21 protein-coding genes and 2 tRNA genes are annotated in these 18,901 nt (G+C 32.7%); 5 read left to right on the top strand and 18 right to left on the bottom strand.

The genetic code is table 11. The annotated features are described in order from the left end of the window. Nucleotides 1-27 precede the first annotated feature (27 nt). Nucleotides 28-987, bottom strand: a complete 960-nt coding sequence (locus WDZ41_03820) for a SufD family Fe-S cluster assembly protein (protein MEX0940462.1) — start codon at nucleotides 985-987, stop codon at nucleotides 28-30. Then, nucleotides 980-2,314: a Fe-S cluster assembly protein SufB gene (sufB, locus tag WDZ41_03815; protein MEX0940461.1), complete on the bottom strand. Its 1,335-nt coding sequence runs from the start codon at nucleotides 2,312-2,314 to the stop codon at nucleotides 980-982. The genes WDZ41_03820 and sufB overlap by 8 nt, the downstream gene beginning before the upstream one ends. A 190-nt stretch (nucleotides 2,315-2,504) precedes the next feature. On the opposite strand from sufB, the gene WDZ41_03810 reads away from it, so the two are divergent. From WDZ41_03810 to WDZ41_03800, 3 genes are read left to right on the top strand one after another with little or no spacing between them, the layout of a single operon-like run. Next, nucleotides 2,505-3,521: a hypothetical protein gene (locus WDZ41_03810; protein MEX0940460.1), complete on the top strand. Its 1,017-nt coding sequence runs from the start codon at nucleotides 2,505-2,507 to the stop codon at nucleotides 3,519-3,521. Nucleotides 3,522-3,556: 35 nt separating this feature from the next. Beyond that, on the top strand, nucleotides 3,557-4,240 hold the full coding sequence (locus WDZ41_03805) for a hypothetical protein (GenBank protein ID MEX0940459.1): 684 nt from the start codon (nucleotides 3,557-3,559) through the stop codon (nucleotides 4,238-4,240). A 46-nt stretch (nucleotides 4,241-4,286) separates the two neighbouring features. Further along, the gene (locus tag WDZ41_03800; GenBank protein ID MEX0940458.1) at nucleotides 4,287-4,751 is read left to right on the top strand and encodes a hypothetical protein; all 465 of its coding nucleotides are present in this window, start codon (nucleotides 4,287-4,289) and stop codon (nucleotides 4,749-4,751) included. Nucleotides 4,752-4,765: 14 nt separating this feature from the next. Here WDZ41_03800 and sufC read toward each other — a convergent pair whose 3' ends face one another. Continuing rightward, a complete protein-coding gene (gene sufC, locus WDZ41_03795; GenBank protein MEX0940457.1) occupies nucleotides 4,766-5,509 on the bottom strand; it encodes a Fe-S cluster assembly ATPase SufC in 744 nt (247 codons plus the stop codon). A 119-nt stretch (nucleotides 5,510-5,628) separates the two neighbouring features. Between sufC and WDZ41_03790 the strand changes: the two genes are divergently transcribed. Both WDZ41_03790 and WDZ41_03785 read left to right on the top strand, forming a co-directional pair. Further along, nucleotides 5,629-6,354, top strand: coding sequence for a hypothetical protein (locus WDZ41_03790; GenBank protein MEX0940456.1), 726 nt, complete (start codon nucleotides 5,629-5,631; stop codon nucleotides 6,352-6,354). A gap of 302 nt (nucleotides 6,355-6,656) precedes the next feature. Then, the gene (locus tag WDZ41_03785) at nucleotides 6,657-7,340 is read left to right on the top strand and encodes a hypothetical protein (protein ID MEX0940455.1); all 684 of its coding nucleotides are present in this window, start codon (nucleotides 6,657-6,659) and stop codon (nucleotides 7,338-7,340) included. Between the two features lie 2 nt (nucleotides 7,341-7,342). Here WDZ41_03785 and WDZ41_03780 read toward each other — a convergent pair whose 3' ends face one another. From WDZ41_03780 to WDZ41_03710, 15 genes are all read right to left on the bottom strand, one after another. Beyond that, nucleotides 7,343-8,503, bottom strand: coding sequence for a GspE/PulE family protein (locus WDZ41_03780; protein ID MEX0940454.1), 1,161 nt, complete (start codon nucleotides 8,501-8,503; stop codon nucleotides 7,343-7,345). Further along, nucleotides 8,504-9,046 (bottom strand): hypothetical protein, encoded by a 543-nt coding sequence (locus WDZ41_03775; protein MEX0940453.1) that lies wholly within the window; start codon nucleotides 9,044-9,046, stop codon nucleotides 8,504-8,506. A gap of 12 nt (nucleotides 9,047-9,058) precedes the next feature. Next, nucleotides 9,059-9,457 (bottom strand): FUN14 domain-containing protein, encoded by a 399-nt coding sequence (locus WDZ41_03770; protein ID MEX0940452.1) that lies wholly within the window; start codon nucleotides 9,455-9,457, stop codon nucleotides 9,059-9,061. 129 nt (nucleotides 9,458-9,586) lie between these two features. Then, a complete protein-coding gene (locus tag WDZ41_03765; protein MEX0940451.1) occupies nucleotides 9,587-9,886 on the bottom strand; it encodes an HU family DNA-binding protein in 300 nt (99 codons plus the stop codon). Between the two features lie 208 nt (nucleotides 9,887-10,094). After that, a tRNA-Leu gene (locus WDZ41_03760) sits at nucleotides 10,095-10,181 on the bottom strand. Nucleotides 10,182-10,195: 14 nt separating this feature from the next. Continuing rightward, nucleotides 10,196-10,270: transfer RNA gene (locus tag WDZ41_03755), tRNA-Cys, on the bottom strand. Nucleotides 10,271-10,296: 26 nt separating this feature from the next. Then, nucleotides 10,297-10,797, bottom strand: a complete 501-nt coding sequence (locus WDZ41_03750) for a rhodanese-like domain-containing protein (GenBank protein MEX0940450.1) — start codon at nucleotides 10,795-10,797, stop codon at nucleotides 10,297-10,299. Nucleotides 10,798-10,870: 73 nt separating this feature from the next. Further along, the gene (lepB, locus tag WDZ41_03745) at nucleotides 10,871-11,743 is read right to left on the bottom strand and encodes a signal peptidase I (GenBank protein ID MEX0940449.1); all 873 of its coding nucleotides are present in this window, start codon (nucleotides 11,741-11,743) and stop codon (nucleotides 10,871-10,873) included. Between the two features lie 53 nt (nucleotides 11,744-11,796). Then, the gene (locus WDZ41_03740) at nucleotides 11,797-12,447 is read right to left on the bottom strand and encodes a M23 family metallopeptidase (GenBank protein MEX0940448.1); all 651 of its coding nucleotides are present in this window, start codon (nucleotides 12,445-12,447) and stop codon (nucleotides 11,797-11,799) included. A gap of 126 nt (nucleotides 12,448-12,573) precedes the next feature. Further along, a complete protein-coding gene (locus WDZ41_03735; GenBank protein ID MEX0940447.1) occupies nucleotides 12,574-13,299 on the bottom strand; it encodes a hypothetical protein in 726 nt (241 codons plus the stop codon). Beyond that, nucleotides 13,296-15,008, bottom strand: a complete 1,713-nt coding sequence (locus tag WDZ41_03730) for a BatD family protein (protein ID MEX0940446.1) — start codon at nucleotides 15,006-15,008, stop codon at nucleotides 13,296-13,298. Before WDZ41_03730 ends, WDZ41_03735 begins: the two co-directional genes overlap by 4 nt. Next, nucleotides 14,989-16,182, bottom strand: coding sequence for a tetratricopeptide repeat protein (locus WDZ41_03725; protein ID MEX0940445.1), 1,194 nt, complete (start codon nucleotides 16,180-16,182; stop codon nucleotides 14,989-14,991). The genes WDZ41_03730 and WDZ41_03725 overlap by 20 nt, the downstream gene beginning before the upstream one ends. Next, complete coding sequence (locus tag WDZ41_03720; protein ID MEX0940444.1) at nucleotides 16,179-17,180, bottom strand: VWA domain-containing protein; 1,002 nt, start codon at nucleotides 17,178-17,180, stop codon at nucleotides 16,179-16,181. The genes WDZ41_03725 and WDZ41_03720 overlap by 4 nt, the downstream gene beginning before the upstream one ends. Beyond that, nucleotides 17,177-18,172 (bottom strand): VWA domain-containing protein, encoded by a 996-nt coding sequence (locus tag WDZ41_03715; protein ID MEX0940443.1) that lies wholly within the window; start codon nucleotides 18,170-18,172, stop codon nucleotides 17,177-17,179. Before WDZ41_03715 ends, WDZ41_03720 begins: the two co-directional genes overlap by 4 nt. Beyond that, nucleotides 18,169-18,900 carry a lysophospholipid acyltransferase family protein gene (locus tag WDZ41_03710; protein ID MEX0940442.1) on the bottom strand — a complete coding sequence of 244 codons (732 nt, stop codon included), beginning with the start codon at nucleotides 18,898-18,900 and terminating at the stop codon, nucleotides 18,169-18,171. Before WDZ41_03710 ends, WDZ41_03715 begins: the two co-directional genes overlap by 4 nt. Nucleotide 18,901 lies beyond the last annotated feature (1 nt).

Raw genomic sequence — 18,901 nt, 5'->3', positions numbered from 1 at the left:
GGTAGCTTAAATCAACAAGAAAGCCAACTATTCATTGAAAAATTCATTCATGCGAAAATGTATTTTTTCTATAATTGAATCAGATAAATGAACAAAAGCTTGCTTCAAAAATGCTTCTAATAATAATTGTTTTATTTGCTGATATGGTAACCCCCGTGATTGTAAATAAAAAATATCTTCAACATTTAACTGTCCTACTGCACTACCATGTTTACATTGCACCTCGTGCACTTTAACTTCTAATGAAGGAATCGATACCGCTCGTGCTTGATTTCCAAATAATATATTTTTATTAGTTTGTGCTGCTATAGAATTCGCTGCATTTTCATTAATATTAATATTGCCTCGATACGAACAATATGATTGATCGCGCAAAATACCGTTAATAGATAAATTACTTTGAGTATTTTTTGCTTTGTGCTGTTGCTGCGTAATAATTTCGTGCTTTTGATTCTTTTGTAATAAATAAAAACCCGTTATATCTGTACGAGCATTATTGCCAAGTAATTGTACATCGCAGGTAAGTCTGAAATTAGCAGCCCCAGTATCAATTGGAACAAAACAAAAATAACCATTTTCTTTAATTTCCGCCGTACATTGCATTAATTCTTCTGCATCAGATAATGTCGCTTGATCATAAAAATAAGTAAGCTGTGCATTTTCCTGTATTTCAATAAAAATATCACGAACTGCTTTGCCAGCTGATTGTAAGCGTATATCATGAATAATTAGCTGAGCACCGGGCTCTAAGATAATAAATATTTTTTCAATTGCTGCTTGAGCATCGGATAATATAATGGGTTCTTCAACACAGGTATTAGAAGGTACAAAAATTGTTAAAGCTTTTTCTGGAAGTATTAAAGATTTATTTTCAAAATAATTTTGAGCATTGGCATAATTGCTTACAAAATCAGCAATATCTCCCATAAAAAACTCTGCTTTTTTTTCATAAATATTATTAAATGATTGTTTTAATAAATTATCCAATCGATCCTTCCATTTCAAGCTCAATGAGTCGATTAATTTCTACTGCGTATTCCATAGGCAATAATTGCACAAAAGAATCAATAAAGCCATTCACAATTAATGCTTGTGCCTGGGGTTGCGAGAAACCTCTACTCATTAAATAAAAAATATGTTCATCACTTAATGCGCTGACTGAAGCTTCATGCCCAATAGAAACCTCTTCTTCTTTGACATCAATAGTTGGATACGTATCAGAACGCGATTCCTTATCTAATAATAAAGCTTCACACTGCACCGTTGACTTTACGGCAGTTGCTCCTTTTATCACTTTTAATAAGCCACGATAGCTTGCACGGCCACCATCTTTGCTGATCGATTTTGAAATTATATTTGAAGTAGTACGAGGCGCTAAATGAATAACTTTTCCTCCAGCGTCCTGATGTTGACCATTCCCGGCCACCGCAATTGAAATAATTTCTCCTTTGGCTCCCGATTCTTTTAAAATAATAGAAGGATACTTCATTGTGACATAACTACCAAAATTACCATCAATCCATTCCATTTTTGCATCTTTTAAAACGATAGCCCGCTTAGTAACTAAGTTATAAATATTTCTAGCCCAATTTTGGATAGTTGTATATCGCACATGGGCACCCGGCAATACAATAATTTCTACTACCGCACTGTGTAATGAATTAACACTATAAACTGGTGCACTACAGCCTTCAACATAATGAACAAAACTTCCGGGTTCTGCTATAATCAATGTCCGTTCAAATTGTCCCATTTGCGCTTCATTAATTCTAAAGTACGCTTGCAATGGCATATCAATCTGAACCCCTGATGGTACGTATACAAAACTACCACCAGACCAAACCGCAGAATTAAGCGCCGCAAATTTATTATCATGTGGCGGCACCACACTTGCAAAATATTCTTTTATAATTTCGCTATGCGTCGTTAAAGCTTCAGAAATATCAGAAAAAATTACGCCTTGCTCTGCCCATTTTTCTTTTAATTTTTTATATACTAATTCTGATTCAAACTGCGCCCCAACGCCGGCAAGCATTTCTCGTTCGGCTTCTGGAATACCTAATCGTTCAAATGTCTGTTTTATATTTTCTGGTACTTCATCCCATGAACTTTTTTGTTTGTCAATTGGATTCAGATAATAACAAATATCATCTGCATTGAGCTTTGAAAGATCGGCTCCCCAAGTAGGCATTGGCTTTTGTTCAAAAATTTCAAGAGCTTTTAATCGAAATTCAAGCATCCAGCTCGGCTCTTTCTTTCGTTCTGAAATTTCAGCAACTCGTTCTCGGCTTAAACCCTTAGGACTTTTATACATAATTTCGTTTCAATTTGATAATTTTAATAAAAGTTTTTTTGCATATTATCATCTATCAAGCAAAATTGAAAGAAAAATAACCTAATTTGTATGATGCAGTTGAGAAATTGACAATTTGTGTTATATTTAAAAAAAGACAAGATCAATAAAAATAAACACCATGACGATTTATTTTCAATGGAGGAAAATCATGAAATTATTTAAAATTATTTTATTGCCGATGTGTGCAATCTCTACTCCTCCATTATTAGGAATGGAAACAGAAAAAAACGCCTTAGTTGTTCATGAAAATTCTAAATCATTATGGCAAACTTTTAATGTTAACGGTATAAACTTAAATCACTCATGGAAAACAGTACCATTTAAATTAAATGGTGAAAAAATATCTCCAAATGAAGCGCAAAAAATATCTCAAACTTTAAATGACTTATCAATAACTCCGAAACAAACAACAGATATTGGAGAAAGAAAACAAGAAATATTTATCGATCTCACCCCGCTCGCAAAATTACTTACCGGCATATCACTTATGGCTAATGATGGGAAATTACTCGAAACGCTATGGACTGAAAATCAGAATAATTTTCAAAATACATTTATTCCATTAATCTGCAAAACAAAAGTAATTAAGGATGCAATTCTTAAAAAATGCTCCCAAGAAAATAATTCAGATTCAAATTATGCAGTTTACGTTAAAAAACCAAATATTACTGAAAATAATCCTACCGTTTCGCGAGTAGCATTCCAAAATATATTGGAACAATTAAAGCAAATTACTTTCGTTTCAGTAAACGGTAAAATAACTTTAAAAACAAATGATCGAACTATTTTAAAAAATAATATAAATCAGTTAACTGACTTAATAAGTGCATTGGAAAAAAAAATAAACAGACTTTCACAAACAAGATTTGATGATAATGCTTCTGATTTTTTAAGAAATTTACGCGAAATAATCCCTTCGCAATCTAATTTTGATAAATTGAAAAAGAACGAAGAACAATTAACTAAAAAAAATAGTATCTTAGAAAAAAAATTAAATAATGCACAAACTCTTGAACTCGAAAACAATTCTTGGTGGAGAAAACATCTCATATACTGTACAATGAGTGCGGTAGCTACTGGCATTCTTGCACGGCCTTTAATAGAAAAAGCTTTTTTTGGTTTCACGCATGTATGCCGCAATTTATGGCATCGAGCAATTCATTAACAATTAAAAAAACTCTTTAATAATAAGAAAAATTAATGAAAATAAAAATATTTAAAATTTTATTATTTTTTATAGTAAACATTAATTCAATCTATGGAATGGAAGTAACAAATCAAACACCAAAGAAACAACAAAAATTTGGTTTACCCTTGAAAAAAAACAAAAAAGCCCTTAAAGAAGAAAAAATTAAAAAAGAACTCCAAGCTCTTAACAGAGAAAAAGAAAAAATAAATCAGCTTAGGTTAGATTTAATAAATCTTAACAAAGAAATTGAAATTTCTCCTAATATAACAAATCATGAAAAAAAATTAGAAAAAGACAAAGAAATATTAGTCCATGAATTAACAATAATTAAAGAAGAGGCTCAAGAAAATATAGAGACTATTCATATTTTGAACCAAATGAATGAAAATTTGCAGCAAAGTTATGCTCAATTATTCCAAAGAAATCAGAACTTAATAGCAGCAAATCGAACGCCTAATCAAAAATCAGGAATTAGTCTTTGGCATATTGCAGTAGGTTCAATAGTTTTAGCTTGTTGTAATAAAGGATCGTTGTTACCAATTTCAGAACTTTTTAGTATTGGTATTAAGAGCTCTCTTGCGACCTGGCGTGCAAATATAATTGGAAAAGCGGCTTCATTCTTATCTGAAAAAGCGGTTTTACTCTCTTTAGGATGTTGCATTGGCACATTCCGTTGGTTACGTCAGAGAATATAAAAATTATAGAACTAAATATTTTAATCATTATTTTAGAAAGAATTCTATGAAAAATTTATTTAAATTATCAGTATTATTTGTTTTCGTTACTCCTTTAAACAATTCTGCAGGTGGAGTTATGTCCACTCAAGCAAAATCTAACCCTAATCAACAAGGATATTTTAATAACTGGCTAACATCAGCAAATCATATGGTAAACAATTTTTTCCCAAATCTTTCAAAAAAATCCACTTCTAATTTACAAGAACTTAATCAATCTTTTGAAGCACTAAATACTCAAAAAAAAAATACCACCAGATTAGAAGATTTTCAAAAATTGCACAAAGGATATAAATCTTTGTTAAAAGATCAAGATGAACTTAGTAAAAAACGGATTGCGCAAGAAAAGAAAAAAACTCAAATCATTTCAAGAATATGGGCTATAATCGTACTACCAATGATCCCTTTTATGCTATATGGTTTTTTTAAGAATGTATTGAAACCATCACTTAGTTCATTTTTAAAGTATTAAATCAGTGCGATAAACTAATTGAATATTTCATAGCCGCCTTGTTCGATTGCTTCAATTAATTGGTAATTTCCGGATTGCTGCAAAGTACCTTTTTGTAAAATATGTACATAGTCGGGAGTTTTTATATGCTTTAAAATTCGTTGATAATGGGTAATTAATAAAATGCTTAAATCAGGGTTTTGTTCTTGAGCTAATTGAATACCTTCAGCAACCGATTTTAATGCATCAATATCCAAGCCTGAATCAATTTCATCAAGAATCACTAATTTAGGTTTTAACATTAATAACTGTAACAACTCAAAACGTTTTTTTTCACCCCCAGAAAACCCATCATTCAAGTTGCGATAAGCAAATCGTTGATCAATACCAAGCAAATCCATATAATCACACAATTCATCATAGATTTCATCTACACCTTCATTATTTCCTGTAATTGCACGCCGCGCTTCTTTTAAAAAATTAAACACTTGTACACCTGGAATCTCTTGCGGCTGTTGGAATGATAAAAATAATCCCGCTTTTGCTCGCTTATCAGGAGAGATATGCGTGATTTCTTGACTATTTAAAGCAATTAATCCTTTTTTTACTTGATAGCGAGGATGCCCCATTAATGTAAGTGCCAATGTGCTTTTACCGGAGCCATTTGGCCCCATAAGAACATGTAATTCACCTGCACTGATCTCAAGGTTAAAGTCATTTATTATTATTGTATCTTCAACTGCTACTTGAAGATTTTTGATTTCTAAAATTAATTGCATAAAAATTCCAAAATAAGGTTAGTTAAAAACAAAAAATGTTGCTTTCTATACAAATACTTTAACTGTATTTAACGATATTTTAAACTACTTACAGAAAATAAAAATAAATAGGAGTAGATATGAAAAAAAGTATTTTGCTATCTTTCTTACTTTTTAATTTTTCATTATCAGCTATGGATGAAGAAAATCAATTAACTCCTTATCAGCAGACACCTAATCAATCATTTGTAAATTTACAGAAATTTAATAATTTTCTTATAAGTGGGCAAACAGCACAAATAAAAATTAAAATAATACAGGCTTTACCTGAGCAATTTATTGTAAAAATTAATGAACACAAGCTCAACGCAGAACAATCGAATGAATTTAGATCATTATTGCTAAAGCTTACTTGTGATCATAATATTCAATTTACTGAAGAACATGCCAAAAAAGAGCAAATGGAAACAAACATGCTAGATTTTTCTTCTATCGCAAATTTTATAAATGAAAGAACTTATAATAAAATTGAAGAAAAAGTCCTAAAAAAAGTTCAGGATAACCCCGATCAGTTTCCGCAATTAACATTAACATTTAAAGAACAGCTTTTAAACCAAAAAGAATTAACCAAAGAACTGAAAGAAACTGTTTTTTCTGAATATCATAATGAATTTACTCAGCGCATTAAAAATAAGGAGCCATTTTTTAAACGCCATTTTAAAAAAACCTTGTTTATTACCGCAATTTTATGCATTTATTTCCAACCATTTATAAAAAAATCGCTTATGAATATATCCACATTTCTTCTTGATTATTTGCAGTTAAATCTTTTGCACCCCATTCATGCGTACTGGTTGAAAAAATAACATTTTATTTTTAGCTTGAAACAATTGACAATCAAGAAAACCGGGCTACACTAAGCACTAAATCAACAACGAAATACAATTATGAATTTGATAGGAAGTTCAATGAATTTAAAAGCCTACTCATTTGCATTCTTATTTGCCGCATTAGTTAACCCTTTACAGGCAAAAATCGGCAAGCAAAAATTAGCTAATAGATTTTAAAGCGTTAATTCCTTATTAAGTAGCGTTTTTTGTATTTCATTGCATAAAAAAGTAATAAAAATTTTTTAATATTTTGGCAGAAATTAATCAAAGAGGAAATCATGAAGTTTACCTGGAGTGTTATATTCGTAGTTTTGAGTAGTTCATTAATAACATGGGCAATGAAGGGCATGGAAGATAGACGTCAACTAGACAGAGCTACTTCTTTCGAACAATATTGCTTAGCTTTGCAAAAAATTTCTAATCCATCCAAATCTTCAACTATCGTTCCTCCTTTAACTTCACAAATAACTCCACAAAATCCTGATAAATCTGCGTCTACAGATGACCTAGAAAAAACTCCTTCTACCTATATCAAATTCACTTCATCTAATAATATGTTCTCTGACGGGGAACAAAAAGAACTTAATACGGCATTTCAAAATTTAAAAATTTTAAAAAAACAAGATGAAGAATATACTCACGAATGTGACGTTGATGATCTTATGAAATCATTATCTAAAAATTCATTAAACCAAGAAAATCCAATCCAAACTATTTGTACACAATGCGAAAAATATAAAAATCAATTAGACATCGCTCAACAGCAAAAATCTCAATCCTTTTCAAATAAAGCAGAAAATATGCAAAATTTAGAAAATCACCTTAAAAAAGAATATGAAAACAAAATAGCTCGCTTGCATAAAACCTATTTTAGTATCAGTACTTGTCTAGGTTTTGGCTTATTATATTTTGCAACGCCTGCTTTGGGTAAAATAATTCAAGGCTTTCTAAATTCTAAATAATTTTATAAAAGTACGCGGAGCAATTCTTTTAATGAAATTATACCATGCTTAACTTTATCTTTTGCATCATTAAGTAATGTCTGCATACCATCTTTGAGTACTTGATCATGAATACCATTAAATGATGGATGTTGAACAATTAATTCTCGCAAAGCATCAGTCATTATCAAAAGTTCAAAAATACCAGTACGGCCTTTATACCCTAGGCTAAGGCAATGTGTGCAACCTTTGGCATCATAGAGCATATCTAATGAAAGACCAATATTATGCATAACGCTTTTTTCTTGCTCATTAGGACTTCGTAAATATTTACAAGCTGAACACAAGATTCGTACTAATCGTTGTGCTAAAACACCCGTTAATGCAGCATTAATTAAAAATGGTTCGATACCCATATCCATAAGCCGCATAATCACGCTTGGCGCATTATTAGTATGGACGGTACTTAATACCATATGGCCGGTAAGCGCTGCTTCAATTGCAATGCGTGCCGTTTCTTTATCTCGTATTTCACCGATCATAACTACATCCGGATCTTGCCGCAACATAGATCTTATACCACGTGCAAAAGTAAAACCTGCTTGCGGATGAATTTGCCCTTGCGTGATACCTGAAATATTATATTCTACTGGATCTTCAAGTGTAATAATATTTTTTTCAGCAGTATTTAACCATGCAAGTGCACCATATAATGTTGTCGTTTTTCCTGAGCCAGTTGGCCCCGTAACCAAGAAAAAACCATGTTGCTTTTCAATAAGATCTTTTAATCCCTTATATATTGTGCAAGACATACCTAAATTATCTAGTACAATCATTGTATGTGAACGGTCTAAAATACGAATTACAATTTTTTCGCCATATACAGAAGGAAAACTAGATACGCGCAAATCAATTTCTTGATTGTTATATTTAATACGAAATTTGCCATCTTGAGGAATACGTTTTTCAGCAATATCAAGATGACTCATAATTTTAATACGGGAAAGAATCTGCAACGCCCTGGATTGCGCTATAGCTTGTTGATCATACAATAATCCATCGATACGATATCTAACACGTAAATCTTGAGCCGTAGATTCAAAGTGAATATCTGAAGCCGAATATGCAACGGCACTTTGAATAATATCATCAACCAATTGTATGACTGACGATTCTATTGCCATTTAATCCTCTTCTAATTCCTCTAACCAAATATCTTCCGCTTCATCTTGATCACGATATTCCTCTTTTATATCAACATCTTCAGGAACTTGAGTAACTGCAAGCTCATAAAACTCTTTAACCGCATCAGTGATATCCGGTTCAATACCAACCATAAACCGCACATCGTATGACACATTGTCACCTATAATACTTAATAAATCTGGGTTATCTGGTTCACTTGCTATTACAATCAACATGTTTTCATCAACCTCTAATGGAATCATAGCATTGCGTAATAATAGGTCTTTTGGAAATTTACGTACTAAGTGATGATCAAAGAAATGTCCTACCACATCAAAAGCGGGAACTCGATAATATTCACTCAAAGCATTCAGAATGTCTTCTCGGTCAATAAGGCCTTCTTCGAGTAAAAAGTAAACAAATGAAGGCTTTGCGCTGTCATAAAATAGTTTTTTTATTGCTTTCGCTCTATCAGTTTCGATAACGTTATTCTTAACTAAAATATCGGAAAATCCTTCGACAAATGTTTTAAGCTTCGTCATAACAACCTCTGATTAACCGATTTTGTAACCAATAATAAACCCAATTAAACCAATAATCACGCCAACTATATGTTTTTTAGCCCAATTTACATAATCCTGAATAATATTTTCTAAATTAGTAGTAGGCGCGGTACCAAATATATTTCTCAAGGATTGCCATTCGATCGTTATAACATTGAAATAATCAAGACCGATCAATATTACTGCTGCAATAATAAATAATAATATTACTTGCCTGCCAAAGCGTTTGAAAAGAAATCCAAAAAGAACTCCTAATCCAAATGCTACTCCAAATTCAGTCAATTTGGCCCATGTTAAATCAAATTGATTTGCAAATTCATTAAATTTTACTTTAATAACCTCAAACCATCCCTGTGCTGTTTGTGTTGCCTTTTTTGTTTCTAATTCCATGATTTTCCTTTCCCTAAACTCCCCTAAATCAATTTAAGTATAATAAACACATAAAAATGTACGCAAGAATATATAATAAAAAAGGGAGACCAATATTTAGGTCTCCCACAAATATGCGTAATTTTTAATTTATCTAACAAGTTCTTTCAATGCTTTTCCTGGCTTAAACTTAGGAACTTTTTTAGCAGGGATTTGCATTTTTTTACCAGTCGCTGGGTTTACACCAGTACGAGCTTTTCTTTTTAAAACTGAAAAAGTACCAAAGTCAGTCAGAACTACTTGTTTACTTTTTTTTAACGCATCGCTTACAATATCCATGAATGATTCAAGGCAACGCTTGCAAGTTGCTTTTGATTCTTTGGTTCGTTTCGCCATCTCTTCGACGAGCATCGCTTTGTTCATAAAATTCCTTCTTTGGTTATATGCTATCTTTCTTACGTTTGCATTCTATTAGCAAACAAAACAAGTTCTAAATCGTACTTTATAATGCATACAGGTTTTGTCAAGTAATTTTTATAGACTATTTATGCATTTTTTTATGGATAACCTACCACTTTTTTTAATAAAACTTCGAACAAAAAAATAATGGCCTCTGTTATTCAAAAAAATCGCATAACAATCAGCCATATTTTATTTTTGGTGCCGAGAGCCGGACTCGAACCGGCACGGGAAAACTCCCGAAGGATTTTAAGTCCTTTGCGTCTACCTATTCCGCCATCCCGGCATGAAAAGACTTTTTGGAGGCGGCACCCGGATTCGAACCGGGGAATCAGGGTTTTGCAGACCCTTGCCTTACCACTTGGCTATGCCGCCAAAAGGTCGGCAGGAATTTCAACTGCCTAAAGCAAGTCGAATTCTTCCATTTTGCTTTTGAGCTCTTGAGAGGTTATTACTGGTGTATTTGCTTCAGCTTCATATCCTTCAGGTTTTTTAAAACTTGTTAAATAACCTGCCGTGCAAACACCTTCAACTGGATAATCCAATTGCTTCCACTCAGCAGTTCCTCCTTCATATGCCCATACATGCTGAAAGCCCATTTGCTTGAGCATTCGTGCAGATTCACCACTTGCAGTACACATATAATTTCCACAATAAAGCACTATTTGATCTTTTGCTTTATTCCAGTTTTTCTCTGCATGATCCTTAAGCGCATCCATTTCAATATTAACCGATCCCTTAATATGGCAATCATCAAAGTATTTTTTACTTAAAACATTAACCACAATAAGCGATGCTGCTTTTTCATCTTTTTTTTCTTCCCACCAAGTGCAGGAACTTAATAATGTCAAAGTAGAAAGTCCGAACATTACAAAAATGCTATTTCGTATTTCATGCCTCATTAAAATCCTTTTTTTATATTAGATTTTTTTATATACATTCAATGTAGCAAAAAATCTTAAGCATGCAACTTTTTTATTGCATTCGTTGAAAGAATCGATTCCAACGCACGCGTGACCAAAACTCTATTGGATGCTGCAAAATATCAAAAACAAGCCATGGATCGCTACTATCAACTGAAATTATACGCCAAACGATCTTACCATGAATATGTTCAGAATCAAGGGGTCCCCAAAAACGAGAATCGTTACTTGCTCGTCTATTATCTCCCATTACCCAATACTGCGTAGGCCCTAAATACACGTCGTATTCATCAACATTTCGCCCATAGCCGTTAACTTCGGGTACCCCGGGATAACGAATTGCTTCTTGCCCAAACTGATTTAATAAACGAGCCGCTTTTTTTACATTAATAGAATCCATTTTATAAAAAGGTTGATCTTCAAAGTCAACCAATTTATCCCAAGATCTAAATTCAAACGGCGGCATTTTTCCTTCTTTATAAACAGCAATTAGCGGATGTTTATTTACATATGGTTCATCTAATTTTTCATCATTCAAATAAATAACCGGCTTGCCATCTTCAATGATACCTTTTATATGATCTCCTGGTATTCCAATTACTCGCTTAGTCCAATTGCTTGGCCCCCAGACATATTGCTCAAATAATCGCTTATATTTATTATCTGAATATTCAAAAACAGGGTCATTAAAAGATATAATATCACCTCTTTTTGGTGGCCAGAATAATACCGTAAACTTATCGGCAAAAAACCGCTCGCCTACTAACATTGTTGTTTCCATTGAGCCAGTTGGCACTTGATAAAGCCCATAAAAATAGGTGCGGATAACAAATGCTAAAGGTAAAATTATTAAAAATGTTTCAACATATTGAGCAAAAGTTGATTTATTGGGTCGTCTAAACCATTTCCATGTTTTTTGTATCATACTCACGATAAATCCTCTCGGTAACTTTTTTGATCTTTTTGATCTCTTATAGATTAGGTTAAAATTGACAAAGGGTCAATATGCGAGCCTCTTTTCTTTACTTCAAAATGCAAATGATACGCATTTCTACCACCATTTTCACCGCGAACAGCTCCTGTATTGCCCACTGATCCAATTCGTAAGCCAGGTTTAACTTTTTGACCTACTTTAACTAAAATCTCATCCAAATGGGCATAACGAGTATGAAAAATACCATCATCATGAGCAATAAGGATAGTTTTACCGTATCCCTTATTAGAATAACTTGCCTCTATGACAATACCAGCTGAAGCTGCCATAACGGGGGTCCCTTTAGCTGCTGCCATATCAATCCCATAATGGTATCCTAAAATACCATTTTCTTTTTTTCTTGGGCCAAATTTAGAACTTAACCAAAAACTTGAACGTTCAAGCGGCCAGTACATTTTTTGATTTTTTATATGCCTTGATTGCCTTAAAAACCTATTGCGATGAACAGTCGATGGCTTTTCATTTTTACTAATTATGTGCTGCTCAATAGGAATAACAGCGGGCTGAAGTTCTTGTTCTACTTGCCTCATTTGAGAATTACATTCTTGCGCATGTACTAAAAATGTTTGGTATGATCGAGTATAATATTCATATAATTTTTTTTGTTGCAGTAAAAAGCGATACTGCCTATCCATCGAAAGATATTCCAAACAAATAAAAAAAACTAGGCCACATAAAATACCTAGGCTTATGTAAATATAAATATGTAATTTGTGTATATGTTTATGCTTAATGATTATAGGCCTTCATGCTCGATTTTTTTATGTTTCTTTTAATCGCACAACGGCATCATCAGGAATCCAGCCAATATGTATATCATGGTTTATTTTATACCAAGCATTATGTTTTTGTGTTATTACAACTTCTTGCCCTTCATACATAGTTGCTTGCACATTAACACGATTACTTGGGCTTATATACAATGGAGTTTCCTTTATTATAATGCCAATATCTTTAGTTGTAGCAGTATATTTAACAATTAACATAACGGCAAGTGCTAGGGCACTGATACCAAATATAAATGTTAATAAACGAGAGCCTTTTCGTGGGTAAGCACTACCCATTAAAAAGAGAAAAACCCATGCAAGCAAAAACATACATTGCCATAAAAATAATGGGAATGACATACTCCACGCTTGGAGCATATCAAAAAAATTATAGGAACTTGGCATGGTATGTTTCAGTTCTTTGTGTAAATCATCAATATTCTGTTGCGCAAGTCTATGAATAGTAGAATTACCGGTTAATTGGGATCTTCGCCAACAAATCAATGAATCAGCAACGTTTTTTAAATAATAATTACAATTACCCATGTTATACCAAACACTCGGGCCTTTTTGCTCTATCGCCTGATATTGCTTAAGAGCCTCTTCAAAATTATTTTCATGATAAATATGATTTGCTTGTAAAAAAATTTCTTGATCATTTGCTTGTACTTGCATCAAAAAAAGAACCGTAATACTGAGTAAAAAGTATTTTATTTTCATAATATCGTTTTTAAATAATCTAACCATTTTTTTACACGATCAAAAGTTTCATCTTGCTTATTTTGCATTATACCAAATGTATAGCTTAGTAATTCTTCATAAAAAGTATGCCAATTTTCAATTACATCTTGTGGGCAATCAGTCTTTTTTAATTTATTAAGAATAAATTCGTCTGAAAGTTCTTGCATGGGAATCATCCAATAATCAGCAAATAATTGATGTATTAATAAAGATAGCTGCGAAAGATCTTGTGTTATGGTAATTTTTTTTAGCGTAGCATACGCAATTTTAAAAGCATTTTTTTGTCGCATTAATTTAACACGTTCTTGCATACGGTTTAATCGAACACGATATAAAAAGTAACCCATTGATAATGATAATGGCAAACTACATAATAAAAAAAATATATGCCATGGCATTTTACGTTCTCGCTGTGCATGCCATAAACCATCTTCAACAATAGGCAATATAAAATTGTTTGCATTACTATTACTATTACGTGTATTATCTACAGATTGTTTTGGCAATGATGTTGATTCTTTGATCATCGTTTCTACTTCATTGCTCAATAAATCTTGATGTGTCCCCGTTTTTAAATTAAAAAAAGTAAATAATTGTGCAGGTATCTTCCATTCACCTGGTTTAATTCCTTGAATAATATATTCAAAAAACTTTCGCTGATCTCCTTTTGTTTTTGATTCGTCCATATAGCTTTTTGATTCATAATATTTTAATCCATCCGGCATAACTAAATCTATAGAATTTATCGTTTCAAAGTTGCCATTTCCTTCTAAAATTAATCGATACACAATCGCTTCGCCTTCTTGTGCAACTTGATGATCTACTTCAGCTTTAAGCGCATTAAAATCGCCAATGCCATGCACCGGCTTTGTATGCTCCGGCAATGGATCTACTTTTATTTTGATTACATTTGAAAAAGCTTGCTTTTGTTCTAAGCCTCTATCGAAAAAGCGATCAAACATTTCAAACGCCATCGGTCTTTTTTTTCGGGGTATTTTATAAATAGCAGCTATTGAAGGAATAGTTAAAGTTCCTGTTTTTTGGGGAAATAATGTGGTACGCCATTCAATATATTTTGTTGGATTAGTATCGATTACTTCTTCACCAGAAAATGGCCCTTCCAACGGACGTGTATCAAAATCAGGAAATTCTGGTTGTGAAATGCCATCTAAACTTGTTGATTTGCCGGGATAAAAACGTAATGTACATTGAATAGATTCTCCCACAAATACTTGGGCTTTATCAATGAGTAAACGCAAAAAAGGTTCCGTTGCATTGATTATTTGTTGGGCACCAACCCTGATTACTAACGTATTAGATGAAACTCGTCGATTATTAATAGTGGTATGCGCAGGACCAATCAGATATGCTCCTTGTTTTTCTGCACGTAAAATAAATCTAAATATTTTTTTTATTGAACGTTTCCCATTAATTATACTATTAATCGTACTAACATGTGTTTTTTCTTCAATGATAAAAGGTTTTAATCCTTCAATAGAAGGAACTGAAATTGTGCTATTAAGACTATCTTCACTCGTTACGGCAACTTCTATAAAAAAAGGCACATTAACGGCAACCTGCTGAACCGTATCTCCTGCACTATCCATTAATTGCATAGTAATATGTGCAGCAAAACAGAGAGGTATATAAAATAATATTAAAAAGAGGCTACCAATTTTTTTGGCCATGACGCTCCCGCATTTCTTGTTTCATTGTTCCTTTGAGCAATTCTTTAATTGCTTGCGCATCATGTTCTTCTAAAACTTTTAATAACATTTTTTCATTATCATCTAAAATTTCATCTGTTTTATCAAGTGCTTCTTTATCAGCTAAGCCTTCAATATCTTGTTCTTTTTGTTCATCTTCTTTATCTTCAGATGGAGTAGGAGTAGATTCTGGCGATGAGGAATTTTCATCATGATCAGATTTATCATTATTACCGTTTTCGGTATCTTGTTTTTTTTCAGATTGCTGCGCACCTCTATTATTAGACCCTTTTTTTCTTTGCTCATTTTTTTTATCTCCCCCCTGATTTTCACCTTTAGATGCGCCATCTCCATCTTCAGGGTTATTTTCATCTTCTTGGGGTTGGGATTGCTGTTCTTGATCATCTTCTTTTTGCGATGGACTTTCTGAAGATTGTTTTTCCTCAGATGACGTTTCACCATTATTTTGTTCTTGATTTTCGGCGTCTGGATTATCTTGCTTTCCTTTACCGTTATTTTCTTGATCATCACCATCATCTTTAGATTTTTGCTGTTGCGATGATTGCTGCTTATCTTGTTCAGATTGTTGATCTTGTGATTGTTGTTCTTCTTTATTTCCCTGTGGCTGATTATCTTGATCAGATTGTTTTTCTTGCTGCTCGTCTTTTTGTTTCTTTTGTTGAGGCTGCTTATTTTGGTTTTGCTGATTTTCTTCTTGTTGTTGCTGTTGTTCTAAAATCTTTTTGATATTATCAATCATTTTTTTTGCGTATTCATGATCTTTATCTATTTTTAATACTTGCTCGTAGCTTTGCAAGGCTTCCTGAAATTTCTTTAATTGTACTTGCGTATTACCTAAATCAAATGAAGCTTGGATGTTTTCTTGCTTGGATAATGATTCTTTTTCCAGTACTTGAGAAAAATAACCTTCTGCATTTTCAAAATCTTTTTGTGCATACGCCACTTTTGCTAAATTATATAATGCTTTGTAATTGGTATGATCTCTCAAAACTAATTCTTCCAACACCTGTTTTGCTTTTTGAAAATCATTTTGTTCGTATGCTTTAGTGGCTTGATATTCTTTTAAAAACTGCACCGCAAAAAATGTATTACTCGATAATAAAAAAATAAAGATAGTACTATATAATTTCTTCATAATAACCATTCTAATGCAAAACACAGAAACGCTAAAACAACAAAATAGGGATACCGTTCAATTAAGTTATTTACGTGTTTTTCCTCAAATTTTTCTTTTTCAAATTCTCGCACACGTTCTAATAAAGTTTTTATATCATTTCCGGTATCAGTAGCGCGCAAATAAATGCCACCAGATTCGTGAGCCAATGATCTTAAAATACCTTCATTAAGGCGTGAAATAACTATATTTCCTTTTTCATCTTTTTGATGACCTATTTGTTCACCCTGTTCGTTTAATACTGGTATAGGAGCGCCTTCTAATGTGCCAAGGCCTATAGTAAAGATAGTTAATCCTTCTTGCAATGCACGAGATCTAATATCAGCTAAATTGCTTGAAAAGTCTTCACCATCAGTAAGTACTACCACTAACTTATGTTTTTTAGTTGGCATCCCTTCAAAAATAGTTAATGCTTGCTTAATTGCTTGATCTAAAGAAGTGGTCCCTGAAGAAATGGTCTGTGCATCAAGTTGATCTAAAAAAAGAAAAAAAGCCCCATAATCAGTTGTTAATGGACATTGCACAATAGTAGAACCTGAAAATAAAATAAGCCCTATGCGTTCTGCATTTAATTGATTAACTAATTGTTTAATTTTTTCTTTAGCAAACGAAAGCCGATTAGGCAAACGATCTTCTGCTAACATACTGCGCGATACATCAAGCGCAATTAGTAAATCTCTGCCCTCTTGTTCAATTAATTGTTCTTTTTTACCCCATGCCGGCTGTAAAAGCGCTAAAAAAATAAATACCACGCCCAGAATCAATAAAAACATTTTAATAATTTGCTTTGTTTTCGAATAATTAAGCAATAATGTATGCTGATTACCAATAAGCTTAGATATAATTTGAGAACGATTATGATATTGCCAGAAAATAAGTACTACAAATGGTATTAATAAAAAAATCCATTTTAAATATTGCACCGCTTGCCATGTTATTCCAAAAAATTCACTTGTCATATACTAAACCACACAAAAGATGTTACCAATAATTCAATTAAAAAAATTCCTAATGCCATCAGCGCAAATGGTAATACTAAATCAGTATACTGCGTAAAAATAGGTGCTTCATATTCAGTTTTTTCTAACTGATTAATGGTATTATAAATACGCTTCATATCTTCCGGCTTTTCAGCTAAATAAAATTGCCCACCAGTATTACCGGCAATTTCTTGCAATAAAGCAGTATTTAAGCGAAAGCCCATTGGCCTTATTCCAAATAAAGGATCGTGCCAGAATCCACCCTGTTCATTGCCAATACCGATAGTATATACTTTTATACCAAGTTTTTTTACCAAGTTAATCGCTAACTGCGGTTGCAAATCAAGCCCAAGTGTTGGCTCACCATCAGTAAGCACAATCATAACTTTGCTTTTTGCTTTTGCATTTTTAAGCCGTTTTGCTGCCATACATATGGCGATACTCAAAACGGTGCCATCAGGATCAATCATTCCTAACTCTAATTTATCAATAATTTCTGTCAAAATATGTTTATCTAATGTAAGTGGACACCGAGAAATCGCATCTTTGCCAAAAATTACAAGCCCAATTTGATCATTTTCTCTTTGCTCAATAAAACTTATGGCTTCTTTTTTTGCTACCTCAAAACGGCTTCGTCTATCACGCACATCATCAAAGCATTGCATACTACCTGATGCATCAAGCACCATCATGATATCAATACCCTCAGTCTGTACTTTTGACTTCACATTAACTAATTGTGGTCGCGCTAAAAAAAGCACTAAAGAGTACAATAAAGCAGCACGTAATAAAAAAGGAACTACTTTGAAAATAATACTTGTTTTTTGTTCGGTCTTTTTTAATGCAGAAGTTAGTGAATAAGAAAGCATTATTGGTTTATACCAAAACCAACGAATTAATGCTAAAAAAATAACGAAAAAAATACCACCTATGGCTATCCAAGGATGTTTAAACCAAAAAAAAGAATTCACTTGAGCCCTTGTTCTCTTTGCTTAAACCAATTATACACGCGTTCCACAAAATCATCTTCTTGTTCATCTGGTTCAAATGTAAATGAACGGCCCACAATAATATGAATAGGATGCGGTCTTACAAAAAAAGATCCCGGTGGATATACTTTGTTTACACCAAACATAAACACTGGCACAACCGGTCGTCCAGTTTTTTTGGCAAGTATTGCAAATCCATGCAAAAATTTATGGATTTTATTGTCAATATATCTTCCTCCCTCAGGAAAAATCATCACATGACTTTTATGTTTTTGTATAATTTTAAATGCAGTATCTAATGAACTTATCAATCTTCGTAGCCCACTATGATCAACCACTACATTCATTCTGCGCACGATAAAACCAAAAAAAGGGATTTTTGCAAAACGAGCTAAAAATAACCAGATATGTGGATATGAATTTACTAAAGAACCAAGTAATGGGATATCTAATGATGATTGATGATTCGCAACAATAATTGCCGCTTTATCTGGTATATTTTCTTTGCCCTCAATAGTAATTGGCAAAAAAGTTGCCCAAACAATTCCTTTATAAAAAATATTTAAAAACCAATAATATACTTTATTATCATAACGCCATTTTGCTGGCAAACAAGCAATAATAAAGCAAGGGATTGAACAAATCAAAAATACAATACCAACAATCATATACCCTACAAGTGAACGAAAAAAGAGCCATACCTTATTCATC

This window comes from Candidatus Babeliales bacterium, from assembly GCA_040879965.1.
Taxonomy (GTDB): domain Bacteria; phylum Babelota; class Babeliae; order Babelales; family JACPOV01; genus JBBDJI01.
The sequence above is the reverse complement of the archived record's forward strand: the minus strand, read 5'-3'. Positions and strand labels throughout refer to the sequence as shown.

What these genes read in the sequence shown, in the direction of transcription:
- sufB (MEX0940461.1), bottom strand. Translation starts at nt 2,314, where the DNA reads ATGTATAAAAGTCCTAAGGGTTTAAGCCGAGAACGAGTTGCTGAAATT.
- WDZ41_03810 (MEX0940460.1), top strand. Translation starts at nt 2,505, where the DNA reads ATGAAATTATTTAAAATTATTTTATTGCCGATGTGTGCAATCTCTACT.
- WDZ41_03805 (MEX0940459.1), top strand. Translation starts at nt 3,557, where the DNA reads ATGAAAATAAAAATATTTAAAATTTTATTATTTTTTATAGTAAACATT.
- WDZ41_03800 (MEX0940458.1), top strand. Translation starts at nt 4,287, where the DNA reads ATGAAAAATTTATTTAAATTATCAGTATTATTTGTTTTCGTTACTCCT.
- sufC (MEX0940457.1), bottom strand. Translation starts at nt 5,509, where the DNA reads ATGCAATTAATTTTAGAAATCAAAAATCTTCAAGTAGCAGTTGAAGAT.
- WDZ41_03790 (MEX0940456.1), top strand. Translation starts at nt 5,629, where the DNA reads ATGAAAAAAAGTATTTTGCTATCTTTCTTACTTTTTAATTTTTCATTA.
- WDZ41_03785 (MEX0940455.1), top strand. Translation starts at nt 6,657, where the DNA reads ATGAAGTTTACCTGGAGTGTTATATTCGTAGTTTTGAGTAGTTCATTA.
- WDZ41_03780 (MEX0940454.1), bottom strand. Translation starts at nt 8,503, where the DNA reads ATGGCAATAGAATCGTCAGTCATACAATTGGTTGATGATATTATTCAA.
- WDZ41_03775 (MEX0940453.1), bottom strand. Translation starts at nt 9,046, where the DNA reads ATGACGAAGCTTAAAACATTTGTCGAAGGATTTTCCGATATTTTAGTT.
- WDZ41_03770 (MEX0940452.1), bottom strand. Translation starts at nt 9,457, where the DNA reads ATGGAATTAGAAACAAAAAAGGCAACACAAACAGCACAGGGATGGTTT.
- WDZ41_03750 (MEX0940450.1), bottom strand. Translation starts at nt 10,797, where the DNA reads ATGAGGCATGAAATACGAAATAGCATTTTTGTAATGTTCGGACTTTCT.
- lepB (MEX0940449.1), bottom strand. Translation starts at nt 11,743, where the DNA reads ATGATACAAAAAACATGGAAATGGTTTAGACGACCCAATAAATCAACT.
- WDZ41_03740 (MEX0940448.1), bottom strand. Translation starts at nt 12,447, where the DNA reads ATGGATAGGCAGTATCGCTTTTTACTGCAACAAAAAAAATTATATGAA.
- WDZ41_03735 (MEX0940447.1), bottom strand. Translation starts at nt 13,299, where the DNA reads ATGAAAATAAAATACTTTTTACTCAGTATTACGGTTCTTTTTTTGATG.
- WDZ41_03730 (MEX0940446.1), bottom strand. Translation starts at nt 15,008, where the DNA reads ATGGCCAAAAAAATTGGTAGCCTCTTTTTAATATTATTTTATATACCT.
- WDZ41_03725 (MEX0940445.1), bottom strand. Translation starts at nt 16,182, where the DNA reads ATGAAGAAATTATATAGTACTATCTTTATTTTTTTATTATCGAGTAAT.
- WDZ41_03720 (MEX0940444.1), bottom strand. Translation starts at nt 17,180, where the DNA reads ATGACAAGTGAATTTTTTGGAATAACATGGCAAGCGGTGCAATATTTA.
- WDZ41_03710 (MEX0940442.1), bottom strand. Translation starts at nt 18,900, where the DNA reads ATGAATAAGGTATGGCTCTTTTTTCGTTCACTTGTAGGGTATATGATT.